The following is a 13122-nucleotide window of genomic DNA, read 5'->3' on the forward strand; positions in this document are numbered from 1 at the left end:
TTAGAATTAAAAATAGTTTAATTATTTTGAGCAGTAATTTAAAATATAGTATAAGTTTTTGCAAGAGTTTTGAACTCTTCCACTTCTTTTTCTACCCACGCCTGATCGCGGTTTAGCTCTTCTGCGATAATTCTTGCCACTTCCGGTGCAGCTTCAATTGCAGCTTTTACATCCAGGAATAGCAATCTAAAACGACGCCCTACCACATCTTCTACCCTACGGGCATATTCATTTCTCACCGCCCATACCACCATTGCTTTCGTATATGGATATGCTGGGACCAGTCTTTCCTGAAGAGGTGGATTTTCCTGAATCAGTTTTTGAATACCGGCAAGATCAGTTCCATAGAAATGAAGCGGATCTGCTTTATCAGGCGAAGCCACATAACCATGGATGTGAAGTTGCTCCGTTTTACATGGTTTTGCTGGCAGATACCCTTTCTCAATTGCTTTATCGACAGTATCCTGAGCCATCCTTCTAAAGGTCGTCCATTTACCACCAGTAATCGTAATCATTGCTGAATCTGAAACGATGATCTTATGACTTCTGGAAATCTCTTTAGTTTTTGATCCCTCCTGTTTTGGAGCTGCCAATGGGCGTAAGCCCGCAAAAACAGCCAATACATCTGCACGGGTTGGTTTCTTTCTAAAGTATTTTGCTGCAGTAGAAAGTATGAATTCGATTTCCTGATCCAATGCCTGAGGCTCTAGTTCCGGATGATCTCTTAAAGTATCAGTAGTTCCTACGATCAGCTTATCATGCCATGGTACGGCAAACAACACCCTTCCATCGTCAGTTTCAGGAATCATTAAAGCATTATCCCCTTCCATAAATGAACGATCCAGGGTAATGTGTACCCCCTGACTTGGGCGTACCATATGCGGTGCTTCAGGCCTATCCATTTGCAAAATGTTATCTACATATACACCGGTAGCATTAATAACCACCTTTCCTAAAACGTCATAGGTTTTACCGGTTTCGGTATCTTTCACTTTTACACCGTTTACTTTCTTGTTGCTATCTTTCAGTAAACCTTCTACTTTCATGTAGTTCAAGACCGTAGCGCCATTCTCAATGGCCGTCTGGGCAATATTCAATGCCAGACGAGTATCATCAAACTGTCCATCATGGTACACCACACCACCTTTTAATCCTTCTCTTTTGATGGATGGCAATGCAGCTATTGTTTTTTCTTTATTGATATATTTTGAAGCACCAAGGCTTAACTTTCCAGCTAAAAGATCATAGAATTTCAATCCTATGGTATATTTCACATTGTCAAACCAGGAATAGTTTGGAATCACAAATGTTTCGTTTTTTGTCAAGTGAGGTGCATTTTTCAATAACAATCCTCTTTCATGACAAGCTTCACGCACCAGACCAAGATCACCTTGTGCCATATAACGGACACCGCCATGCACCAACTTGGTAGCCTTACTTGATGTTCCTTTGGCAAAATCTGCCTGTTCCACCAATAAGGTTTTATAACCTCGTGTAGCTGTGTCCATTGCAATACCCAAACCTGTAGCTCCCCCGCCAATGATGACTACGTCCCATTTTTCGCCGGTTTCTAAATTTTGTATCAATTTAAGTCTGTTCATAGTAGAAGCTTTTAACAAAATGAAACTTTCAATTAGTTTCGTTTTCTTTCACAAATTTGTCTTTTTATAGTTTCATTTCCAAATTATTGCATTGTTATTTTACACAGGATTTGTTTATTTGAACAAAATGCATAAAAAATTACCTGGGCTTTACATTATAATTTAAGCTCGGCGGGGACAAATTCAATATTGGTTAAGAGGATAATGAAGAAGAGTGGCAATTTGTTTGGTGTAGATGGCTTTTTATGGAAAATTATTTTCTAAGGCTTGCTTTTTATGCCATCCATTCTTTATAAAGGCGCAATGAAAGGTCAGCCCTCCTATTTACAGAAACAATTAGTCTTTTATTGTAAAAATATTTCAACTGTATTCCAGCGTGTTACGAAATTTCTTTAATTATTGTTTACTTTTTTTAGGACGGAGTATGGTTTTTAACAAAATTTTTCTACTTTTGCACTCTCGAAACAAGGGAACATAATTGATTCCGTAGCTCAGCTGGTAGAGCATTACACTTTTAATGTAGTGGTCCTGGGTTCGAATCCCAGCGGGATCACCAAAAATAGTAACAAAACACACAAAAGCCTGCAAGTCAAATGATTGCAGGCTTTTGTTTTTTTACCTAAAACCTAAAATATTCTAAAAATCACATATAAAATTGAGTGATTAGGTGAGTAATTTAAAGGTTTATAGGACTCACCAAATAAGATTTATAGATAATTTGCAATCCCAAAAAGTTCAAAAGATACTTTTTAGCTATTTATTTAAAATATTAAGTATCCAATTTAAACAGTCCATTGGTTCAACTATAGACCATGAATGAGGGTGTCTAGTTCCATCTAGTCGATATCCTTTCCCAATGGCCGATATAAATTCTGCTTCTTTATTTCCATTCAGATTTAAAAAATTAATCATTGCTGATAGATTTGCAGCATTCATATCATAATAATCACGGTTTCTTTCTTTAAGCGCCCATAAAACGTCAGGATCACAATACAGCCTTACAGGCAGATGCTTTAAATACTTTGCATTGCCTCCGTCTTTCTGTGATCTCGAATACATCGAACATTGAATATATCTTTCAGGATGTTGATCGGGTGCCCCTCCGTAAGTCTTATTGTACTCTTCAACAATCCATTTTGCTTCTCTTAGCCCGTTCATCTTACCTTGACTTAAGCCAACTTTATCACCATTCATCGTAATATCTCGTTTCGATGTGTTATAAAGGTCTGCTAAATCAACAGGCGGATCAACGCCAAAAACTGCTACAGGAACTATTGAAGTTTTGTTACCATTATCTTTTGACATTTCTGTATATCTTAAAGCAAGCATCCCACCCCCTGAGAACCCACCAATGACGAATTTATTCTTTGGAATAAGATATTGTTCAGCAACCTGATTAAAAGTAGCATTAAGAAAATCAAGGGCTAACTGATCATAATCTAATCCTCTGTCATTATTAATTGATAATACTATTGTTAAAACACCCTTTTCCGAAGCATACTGTATTAACTTTTTGTTACAGCTAATTACACTTTCTGCATTTTCACCAGAAGACGGAAGCAAAACCAAAGCACCTTTTACATTCACGGTTGGTACAATAGTATAGTAAAAAAGCGATTTGGAATTTCCGTCATTTACATAGATATCCGTGCTGTCTAAAAATGTAGTAGTATGCTTTTTAAGTAGTTTTAAAACTGCATCATCGACATTTAAAAACTCGTCATCAATATAATTCCCTTCTAATTTAAGCCCCGTTGCAAAAGTTCTACTCCCTCCGCCTTGTAGTACGCCTTCAATAAAATTTCCTTCTATTTCTCCATTACCTAAATAAGTATATACGCCTTTGCCATGTGGTTTCCCTTTTAGCATTATTCCTGTATAGCGTGCAGATTCTTTACTCTTTTTATACCAGATTAGGGTTCCTGAGCCGTTCGCAAAGTTACCTTTACAAGTGCCTTCCCACTTAACACTGTCTTGCAATGAATAATTTTCATCCCATACCTTACATCCTGTTTTTAAGTCTTTAATATAAGCTCCGGTTGCTTTTTGTCCAAATGTAATCAAGGAATTTAAGCAGATTATTAGTATGATTATGCATTTCATAGGAATTTAAAATGGATTTGAGTATGTGTTAGCAGCACAAATGTAATATTTTCCAGGAGCAAAATGATTATATTGTAGTTTAGCCCTAATAAGATTTGTTAATCCATTTTAATGAAAGAGAGATTATGAAAAACGCTGTTCTCATAGGTGGATTAAGTGGTGTTGGGAAAGGAATTGCCAAGGTTCTAACGGAATCAGTAAGCCTCCTAATTCCGTCGTCAGTAGAAGGAAGTCTTGCTGAAAATTCAGCACAAATGCTTCGAGATAATTTTCAGGAAGATATATTAGTTTCTTTTACTGCCCCGTCCTAAAACAGGTTGACATCAAACTCAACTTATTATGAAAAATGAGGAAAAGAATACCCTAAAGTATTATGGGATCCAAGGACGGAGTACCGTTTTGAAATGGTTAAGAAAACTTGGCAACTTAGATTGGAGTTTACCAAAACAGTACCCGATGGATAACCACCGAGAGTCCAGTCCAGAGCAACGTATCAAGGCCTTAGAAAAAGCACTGAAAGATGAGCAGAATCATAACCTGATCTATAAAACAAGCATCCTACCAAATACACTTCTGAACTATTGATTACTGAATTTTTCATAATGTATTTTTATATACAATACCATTTTTCATAATAACCAGGAAGTTTTTCTCTGGATCTTCAATCAGTTTGATATTTTGGATTGGGTTACCATCAACGATCAACAAATCAGCGTAGGCACCTTCAGCAATTACACCTAAAGCGTGTGGATATGGATTTCTTGGCCCGCTTATCGCCAATAATTCTGCATTGGCTGATGTAGCCATCTTTAAAACCTCATAGGGTGTATACCAGCGTGTTAACTTAGCAAGTTGCGCGCCCTGTCTTGTGGCCAGTTTTGCATCAAATAGGCAGTCAGTACCTTTCTATAATATTTTAAAGTCTATTTTTGGGACATTTGACCCTATTAGAAGAGATTATATTGCCGAACTTAGTACTAGATATCGGATGATATTTAACGTTTGATAAATTTTGAATTAAGACTCACAGGTACACAATGCTAACCAAACATCAAAAGGATCGTTGAGCGCAATCAAAATCTTCATTCACATTTTATGGAGGAATCTCAATAGCATGAAAGATTTGATCTAACATCTATATGGTTCTTAAAATATCAGATACTAAAAGTTTTGCAAAACAACTTAGTAAAGGGGGAGATCGAAAACCTTAAACAGAGTAGATAAACGGAGTTCGCTGAAAATCCGATCAAGAGTAGGCATAAAGTTTTTATTGCTTTTTGATTTATAAAAGCATTGTAATTATGCCTTGGTATAAATATAACTATCCTGGAGATAGAACCTTAGCTTCGAGCTATAGCTTAGAAACTGGAACCCCGGAATGTACAGATGGAACATTCTTATGTGCGATTAATGTGAATTCTAATCCTGGAATGCCAGCAGAACCTGATATGGATACCCCAGGTTTGCAAAATGCAATTAATAGCGCTCTAAGTTCAGGCCAGGAAACAGGCATCGTCAAATTAAGAACGACTGCTTCTTAAAAACATGAGGGTATCTGAAAAGATACCCTCTTTTTTTGTACAGCAAACTTGAATTTCTTTCCCTTTTCAAGGAATTTATGGAAAAACAAGTATGAGGGTGTCCAAAAAGACACCCTCATACTTGTTTTAATCATCTTTCAATATAAACACATCTAAATTTCGTGTAGTTTCCTTTAAATCTAAATCATATGCTTGTAACGCTTTTCGTAAGGCATATATGTCTGTCCAGGAACTTATATTTAGATCAATGTCTATGTTTCCCTTATAATTGGTTTCATTAAAAACCGGAGGATTTCCATGATAATTATTCAGCCAAAGGACTAGATTCCCAATAGCAGAATTCCTAATTTTTTTTATAGATTCATCAAGCCTAAATTCAAACTCATTACCGGTAGCAACTGACTTAAGTTTGTCGAGGCTAGATGTTCTTACAAGTGCTAAGCATTTAATTTGACGCTTTTCCCATCTTCCGTACAGACCGAACCTTCGATCTAAGTCATCAATCATTTTCTTACTAATTTCCTTTGCAGTGAGGCCTGTATCAGAGGTAACAAATTCATAAGAAATCTCATTCATTCGTTTCCAATTTTCACGGTAGTCTTTTGACTTATCGTATATATATCTTGAACGATCTTTAACTTCTAATATAAGTTGGGTCGGTGTGAAAATATTAGTTCCTGAAGGAGGGATTGGAATTACTGCCGTAGTTTTTACATCTTCCCACAATCTCTTATATGCCGCCAGAATAGAATGATTAATCAGATAATATCTTTTAGTTCCTCGAATAGTATCAATAACACTTCCGCTTTTAGTATAAGCACCTTCCTGATACCCTAGAATTCCCGAGTATTGAAGTATACGTTTTTCATTTTTAAAATTAACATCACTAACATTGAATAAGGGCTTATCATAATGGAATACCAAAAAGTCATCTTTTACCGGCCAGTTAATATGTTGTCCATCCAAAACCTTTTGAATATTATGGGCATCAACGTATTCAGGTGCGGTTATAGCAATTACCCTTCCTTTATAAATCCACACTTCGTGAGATATTACACGATGTTTAAACCATTTTGAAAGTACTTTATCTTCTACAACGGAAGTTATATTTAGACCGCTTACCTTTTTGTTCTTTTTAAGAAAATTGGCCGTAATCTGTTCATCTTCATAGGTAACAGGTAATATCTTAATTTTGTGTCCAAAAACTTTTTGTAATGAATCAAGTTCGGGTAAAGCAGAGACACAGCTTGTACAGTTTGTAGCCCAAAAATCAATAATTAATAATCTATCTTTGAAATCAGAAATTTTAGCACTTTTAATGTTATCATTTATGATTTTTGCAATTTGAATATTAGGAACTGAATCTCCAACCCTTAGGTTCTTAAAAAGAACATTATTTTTAATTTTATGCGATTTCTTAGCTTCCGGCTGATTTCTATTTTGACCATTTACAACTGAGATCGGTAACAGAAAGAGTAGAATACTATATATAATTTTCATAAGATTATGCTGCTTTAAATGATTAAATTCTATATGAAATTAAATACTAGTTACGGGGATTCTGTTGGACTTTCGTTAAAGTCATCACATCTTGTGGGATTAATAACACATATCGAAGATCATTGGCGGGTAAAGTAGCTATTGTTGCTCCATTACCATTTTGTTTTCTAACTAAATCTATTTTAAACCGGTTATCCCTATTTAACCGGCGAAGATCTGTCCATCTCAAACAGCGGTAAAGAAGTTCTTTCCTTCTTTCTGTTAATATTATTTTTAACGCATCCTCTGCATTTGAAGCAGTGATGTCTACATAAGGATTTGACGGCACTGTAGCATTAGGATTCCAACGCATTTTAAGGAGGGCATTTAAATCAGCAAGGGCGCTTTCCTTATTTCCTGCACGTGCATAGCATTCAGCTCGTATTAAATACGTCTCATCTGTAGCCAGACCGCAAAATAAAATGGAAGTAGCCAGGCCATTATAATTTCCTTTAAAACCAAAACCACCTCCCTGTGCAACTGTATTAGTCCTAAAAAAAACGGTTTTTCTTAGATCGTTTACTAAGTAGGAATCATACAGTATCTGGTCAATCTTAGCATTATTGATATGAAGGAGATCACTAAAAATAGTTACTGCGTGAAAAATAACCTCTGGATTAAATCTAGCTATAGGAACAGTTGCTCTCGCATCAAGACTATTATAATCCATTAGGACATTATATAACTTTAAACTTTCATCAGCCATTTTGCCAGCATTTATATAATCCTCCATTGAAAGGTAAACTCTTGCAAGCAAGGCATAAGCAGCCACTTTGTTTGGGCGAGTTTGGATTGAACTATTGACTGGTAACAATGGTATGGCTTCATTTAAATCCTGTACTATTTTGTCGTAAGTTTCTTTAACGGTACTTCTTTCTGATTCCACCTCAAGTGCTGTAGTAGTCCTGAATGGAATTCCCATATCCTGACCAGCAGTTGCTATATTATAGGGTTTGGCATATAATTGGGCTATACTATACGCTGTAAAAGCTCTGAAGAACAAAGCTGATCCTCGAAGCGTATTATTAAGCGTAACATCTGATGAGTTGATTTTTTGCAAATTTTCCAATACGAGATTAGAATAATACATCGCCTTGTAGGGTGCAGCCCATTGAAGACTAGCAGACAAATGTTGGGCACCAGCTGCCCAAACGTAAAAATCCCGGTCTTCCTGATTGGCTAAAGCTGTCCAGGTTGCATCTAGTAAATAATAATTATCACATGAAGCTTCATTATCATTGGGATAGCTAGCGTTCATCGTATTGAAATCATCTAATAATGCCTGGCAGTCAGCAAGAGTACTTACCTGAGCCTGTTTACTATTTGGAGATTTATCAAGAAATTTTTCGCATGAAGAAAGTCCCAATATAATTATAAAAAAAAGAATATTAATATATGATCTCATATCCAAAATATTAAAAGTTAGCATTAAAACCGATGGCCATTGTTAGCGGACTCCTATATCCTGTAGCAATATCAGGGTCAATTCCTTTATTGTTCGCCCTCCATAGAATACCAACATTGCTTATATTACTGTATAGTCTGATATTCTGTAATCCTTTGATTTTCTTAATAGTATAATCCACAGTGATGTCCTGTAAGCGTATATGGTCCCCTTTTTCTACCATAACTGCCGAAGTGTTATAAAAAAGATCTCTGCCACTCACTACTGGATAAACCATAGAAGGGACATTGGTATTAATTTCATCCCCTGGCTGTTTCCATCGCCTAGAAAATTCTTCGGTACCAGCTCCAGCAACAAATAGATTACTATAATTTAATCCATTATTTCTAAGAAAGTAATAATCGAACTTATAAAGTATATTTGCAGAAATAGTGACTTTCTTATAAGTAAAAGAGTTCCGAAGGCTGCCAAAATAGATAGGAACAGCAGACCCGAAATACTGAAATTGCTCTGCGGGTAATTGATTCAGTAAGTTATAATTTTTACTTACTTCTCCATTTAGATAACCCTGAGGATCACCAGTATCATGATTTAAACCGGCCCATCTATTTGCTACAACAGCATACGCATCTTTGCCCTCAATCGGATTTATCCTGCCTGCAGCATTAATAAGAGTGCGTGGTACTTCTGTTTTATACAGATACTTGGTAACTATATTTCTATTGTAGCTAAACACAGAAGTTGTAAGCCATTGAAATTCGGCATTCCGGATATTAACAGAATTTACGGTCAAGTCAATTCCCTTACCATGTATATTGGCCGTGTTAAAAGTCTGAAATGTTGAGCCTTTTGTAGGGTCAATGGGAGCATTTGCTATAACGTCACTGGAACGCTTATCATAATATTCAATACTACCTGAAATGCGATTACTTTTAAATGCATAATCAAAGCCAAAATTAAGCATCCTTACTTTTTCCCATCTCAGATCAGGATTCGCTAATCCAGATATAGTAGCATAAGGTAGGTTGGTGGTGCTAAGTGGATTTTGATAGGTTATAACAGGAAAGGCAAATACGCTGTTATTTACATTACCACTATATCCATAAGTTGTACGGAATTTTAAATAAGGTAAAATATCAAGTTTATAAAAGCGCTCATTTGAGATATTCCAGGCTACGCCGGCTGACCATAACGGTGCCCCCCGTTTGTTGGTAACGTTACCTAATACATTTGCTGCGTCTTTTCTGGCACTAGCAGATAAAGTATATAAATTATTGTAGGTATATGCTGCATTGGCAAACATTGAAGTAAAGCGACTAGCCGTTTTATCTATAGATGCAGAGTATGGAATTGCCCTATTTCCACCATAATAGTAAGGTTTATTATTGTTTACAACGTCAAGAATTGAAAATATACCAGAATCCTCTTTATATCCGTAGTACCAATCAGCACGTTGTAAATTATCAATTCTTCTCGCTTCTGCGCCGGCAATGGCATTAAAATTATGTTTGTTGCTCCAATTCTTATTTACATTTATTTGCCCTCTTACAGTTTGGGCGCTTGAACTAATAATTGTTGGCCTATAAATTGCACCTAGCGGAATAGAACGTATAAAGGTTCCTGGGGCTGTGTATAGGTTTATCAGATCTCTTGTATAAAAGGAATTCTGACGATTTAAAGTATTGTTTTCAGAATTTGTATTCACATATTGATATTTCAAATCCAGAGAAAACACCTTACTAAAGGTGTAAGTACTGCCCAGATTAAAGATTACATCTCTTACTTTTATTTTGTTTTCCGTTTGGTCCAGCTCTTCAAGTGGCTTATATCTCCAGTCCAATAACTTGGGATTTGTGCTTAAATTATCCAAATAACTGGTGCGGTAGTTTTTACCGATGGCCAATGCATTCCCCTGATCATCTGCCATTCGCGCATAAGGATATACGTTAGCTAAAAATCCAGTTCCATAATTTTCAAAACCACCTTGCCTTGAAGAATTTAAAGTGTATAATAACCCAGTTTGAATCTCCATATTTTTCACAGGTTTCAATCTAACGTCGGATCTCAGCGTTAACCGATCAGCATCTGAACGCACAAGGTTATTAAGATTTTTATCATACCCCGCTGAAAGCATATAGTTAACCTCCTTGCCACCTCCGTTAATATTTAAGGAGTATTGCTGATTCACCCCTTTGCGATAAATGTATCTATTGTAATCATTGCGGATATCAAATTTACGCAACTCATTGATCTGGTTATCGATCTGTTGTCTTCCTGCCAGGTCATTTGCCGGAAGGCTACTTTGTTTTGCGAGCAGCTCGACAACAGGTGTAAAAAACAATGGGTAAGGATTTGTTACACCGAGGTTAAATGTATAATAGCCTTTCTCAAACAGAAACTTCTCTACATCAATAAAATCCGAACTCCCGATTTTACCCAAATAAAATAAATCGGGTCTTTCCACAACGGAAACATTACTGTTTATGGAAACTTGTAATGGCTTATCATATACACCCTTCTTAGTGGTCATTACAATTACGCCGTTTCCTGCACGTGCGCCCCATATTGAAGCGGCAGCAGCGTCTTTCAAAATAGTAACATCCTCTATATCATTCGGATTGATGTTATTCGGATCCCCCTCGTAAGGTACATTATCAAGAATAAGTAGAGGTTTTACGACAGATAATGAACTGATACCTCGAATTGAGGCACCATCCAACAGGCTAAATCCACGTGGGGTTACAGCTGATCTCGTATTAAAATAAAGACCAGCAACGGTTCCATTTAACCTTGAAAATATATCAGTACTTGTCGTTCTGTTAAATAATCCATTAGAGATTTTTTCAAAAGATCCTGTGGCTCTTTCCTTGGGAAGGGTTTGGTAACCTGTACTCACTACATTTACAAGCTGAAGTTGAGATACATCAACTTCTAAAGAGATTTCAAGTAGACCCGATCCATCTTGTGGAATTTTGACCTCCTTTGTTATATAACCAATAAAAGAAATTATTAACACTGCATTTCGGTCTGGTACAGATATGGAAAATCTTCCTACCCTATTCGCAGTAGTCATTACGTTCGATTCCTTTATTTTTATCGTGGCACCTGGAAGTATCTCTCCCTTTTCATCACGAATTATACCACTAATTATTTGTTGCGCCAACGCATCTCTACTGCCATCAATTATAGATGTGCTTATTTTCGTTAGAAAAATGCTGTTTTTTACAATTTGATAAGTTAAGGGTAGATTTTCAAGACTTGCTTTCAGCGCTTCTTCAATTGTTGCCTGGCTGATTTCAACTGAGATATTAATTTTTGGAATATCGTCTCGATTATAAAAGAAGACGTAGCCGGATTGTTGTTTTATTAATCTCAGAACCTTCTCAATATTCGTATTTTTTTCTCGAAGAGTTATTTTTTGTCCATAACCAGCGGCACTGGCCTGCATGAGCATAATAAACAATATAATTGTAGTTAACTTCATGACACGTAGAAGTTTTAAAGGCAGCCAATTTTTAGTTGTACTCGCCCAGTATAAAGTATTAAAATTCATACATTTGATAAGTTTGGGTTAATCGATTGATATCATAAAGTGTTTCAAACCCAGTTTAACCTGGGTTTTGGGTTAACTCAGAGCCTCTGACGTGGAGGTATCTCACCACCTTCACGTCTTATTTTCTTGTCACCCATGTTCTGATGTTATTGGAGTATTGTTTTTCTCATATTACATTTTTAAAGGTTCATGGTTAGGTTAATTGTTATGATTGCATTATTTATCATCAGTGACCACAATACGTCGACCTACTATTTTGAAATTTAAGCCCGTGAATCTAAGGCCATCTAAGGCTTCCGAGAGATTAAGATTCCGGTAGATTTCTCCTGTGAAATTAAATGGCTTGACTTTTCCCTGGTATACAATATCTATATCATACCATCTGGCAAAATTTCTCAGTACCGTTTTGACATCTGCATTCTCAAATTGAAATAAACCATTCTTCCAGGCTAGAACCTGCTCAGTATCCCCATTAATTATCTTTAAGTTTTCGCCATCAAATACCGCTTGTTCATTAGGTTTGATAATTAAAGAGGTCTTTCTTTTACCCTTCTTATCCAGCAATGAAATACTGACAGATCCTTCTAGCAAAGTTGTTTTGGCTAATTGTTCGTCCCTATAACTATTTATATTAAAATGAGTTCCCAATACCATGATTTCCTGCTGATCGGTATTTACAATAAAAGGATGTTTTTTATCCTTAGCTACTTCAAAGTAGGCCTCACCGCTCAACAATTCCACTTTTCGATTAACTGCCCCGGCAAATGATGAAGGGAATCTGAGGGTTGATGCAGCGTTAAGCCATACTTTAGTTCCATCTGGCAAACGCACATGATAGGTTCCGCCCCTTGGAGTTTCTATTGTATTGTAAACGTTTACTGGATTTTTTTCATTAGGAAGGCTAGAAACCGTATAGATCAGTTGCCCCTCAGCAGTTTTTGAAATTTTTACACCTGATTGCTCAGCAAGCTCACCATTTTTGGCATCAGTTAAAGTTATCCGTTTGCCATCAGACAAGGTGAGGAAAGCTTTATTACCACCAGGGGCAATATCATTTTGTGTGGTAATTTCAGTAGATATCCCTTGGTTATTTTGATAGAAATAAAATGCGATGCCGACGCAAATAACAATAGAGGCTGCAATGGTAAAAGGTTGCCAAATTCTTTTAAATCCATTACGTTTTGGTTGAGTATGAAATACAATGTTTGAAAATATCCGCTGATCAACTATTTTTTCCTCATCTTCCGAAATCGATGGCCAGATAATGTCTCTATTATTCTCCCTATCATACCAATCAGACAGTTCCTGCTGTTCCTCAGCTGTTGCTGTTTGATGTATATAATGCTCGATTAACTTATTGAAATGTTCATTATCCATATC

Annotated in this window: 9 protein-coding genes and 1 tRNA gene; 3 read left to right on the top strand and 7 right to left on the bottom strand. The window is 36.3% G+C overall.

Annotated elements, in window-relative coordinates; genetic code table 11:
- Window positions 1-38: 38 nt before the first annotated feature.
- Window positions 39-1601, bottom strand: a complete 1563-nt coding sequence (locus R2S10_RS04465; RefSeq protein ID WP_316839242.1) for a glycerol-3-phosphate dehydrogenase/oxidase — start codon at window positions 1599-1601, stop codon at window positions 39-41.
- Window positions 1602-2081: 480 nt separating this feature from the next.
- Between R2S10_RS04465 and R2S10_RS04470 the strand changes: the two genes are divergently transcribed.
- A tRNA-Lys gene (locus R2S10_RS04470) sits at window positions 2082-2157 on the top strand.
- A gap of 197 nt (window positions 2158-2354) precedes the next feature.
- On the opposite strand, the gene R2S10_RS04475 is transcribed toward R2S10_RS04470, so the two are convergent.
- Window positions 2355-3665: a hypothetical protein gene (locus R2S10_RS04475; protein WP_316839243.1), complete on the bottom strand. Its 1311-nt coding sequence runs from the start codon at window positions 3663-3665 to the stop codon at window positions 2355-2357.
- Between the two features lie 378 nt (window positions 3666-4043).
- On the opposite strand from R2S10_RS04475, the gene R2S10_RS04480 reads away from it, so the two are divergent.
- On the top strand, window positions 4044-4289 hold the full coding sequence (locus tag R2S10_RS04480; protein WP_316839244.1) for a hypothetical protein: 246 nt from the start codon (window positions 4044-4046) through the stop codon (window positions 4287-4289).
- 12 nt (window positions 4290-4301) lie between these two features.
- Here the strand turns inward: R2S10_RS04480 and R2S10_RS04485 are convergent, their stop codons facing one another.
- Window positions 4302-4580, bottom strand: a complete 279-nt coding sequence (locus tag R2S10_RS04485; protein WP_410478951.1) for an amidohydrolase family protein — start codon at window positions 4578-4580, stop codon at window positions 4302-4304.
- Window positions 4581-5005: 425 nt separating this feature from the next.
- Here R2S10_RS04485 and R2S10_RS04490 point away from each other — a divergent pair, with 425 nt between their 5' ends.
- Entirely contained in the window at window positions 5006-5245 is a 240-nt protein-coding gene (locus tag R2S10_RS04490; protein ID WP_316839246.1) for a hypothetical protein, read from the top strand.
- A gap of 126 nt (window positions 5246-5371) precedes the next feature.
- On the opposite strand, the gene R2S10_RS04495 is transcribed toward R2S10_RS04490, so the two are convergent.
- The 4 genes from R2S10_RS04495 to R2S10_RS04510 form a co-directional block, all read right to left on the bottom strand.
- Window positions 5372-6745 carry a TlpA family protein disulfide reductase gene (locus tag R2S10_RS04495; protein ID WP_316839247.1) on the bottom strand — a complete coding sequence of 458 codons (1374 nt, stop codon included), beginning with the start codon at window positions 6743-6745 and terminating at the stop codon, window positions 5372-5374.
- A 46-nt stretch (window positions 6746-6791) separates the two neighbouring features.
- Window positions 6792-8189, bottom strand: coding sequence for a RagB/SusD family nutrient uptake outer membrane protein (locus R2S10_RS04500; protein WP_316839248.1), 1398 nt, complete (start codon window positions 8187-8189; stop codon window positions 6792-6794).
- Window positions 8190-8199: 10 nt separating this feature from the next.
- On the bottom strand, window positions 8200-11742 hold the full coding sequence (locus R2S10_RS04505; protein ID WP_316839249.1) for a SusC/RagA family TonB-linked outer membrane protein: 3543 nt from the start codon (window positions 11740-11742) through the stop codon (window positions 8200-8202).
- A 216-nt stretch (window positions 11743-11958) separates the two neighbouring features.
- Window positions 11959-13119, bottom strand: a complete 1161-nt coding sequence (locus R2S10_RS04510; protein ID WP_316839874.1) for a FecR family protein — start codon at window positions 13117-13119, stop codon at window positions 11959-11961.
- Window positions 13120-13122: the final 3 nt, after the last annotated feature.

Origin of the sequence: Pedobacter gandavensis (genome assembly GCF_032678745.1) — a bacterium.
In the GTDB taxonomy this organism is placed as follows: Bacteria; Bacteroidota; Bacteroidia; order Sphingobacteriales; family Sphingobacteriaceae; genus Pedobacter; species Pedobacter gandavensis_C.

Bases quoted from the DNA above. Each gene is read 5' to 3' on its own strand.
- R2S10_RS04480 (WP_316839244.1), top strand. From the start codon at position 4,044: ATGAAAAATGAGGAAAAGAATACCCTAAAGTATTATGGGATCCAAGGA.
- R2S10_RS04505 (WP_316839249.1), bottom strand. From the start codon at position 11,742: ATGAATTTTAATACTTTATACTGGGCGAGTACAACTAAAAATTGGCTG.
- R2S10_RS04510 (WP_316839874.1), bottom strand. From the start codon at position 13,119: ATGGATAATGAACATTTCAATAAGTTAATCGAGCATTATATACATCAA.
- R2S10_RS04500 (WP_316839248.1), bottom strand. From the start codon at position 8,189: ATGAGATCATATATTAATATTCTTTTTTTTATAATTATATTGGGACTT.
- R2S10_RS04490 (WP_316839246.1), top strand. From the start codon at position 5,006: ATGCCTTGGTATAAATATAACTATCCTGGAGATAGAACCTTAGCTTCG.
- R2S10_RS04465 (WP_316839242.1), bottom strand. From the start codon at position 1,601: ATGAACAGACTTAAATTGATACAAAATTTAGAAACCGGCGAAAAATGG.
- R2S10_RS04495 (WP_316839247.1), bottom strand. From the start codon at position 6,745: ATGAAAATTATATATAGTATTCTACTCTTTCTGTTACCGATCTCAGTT.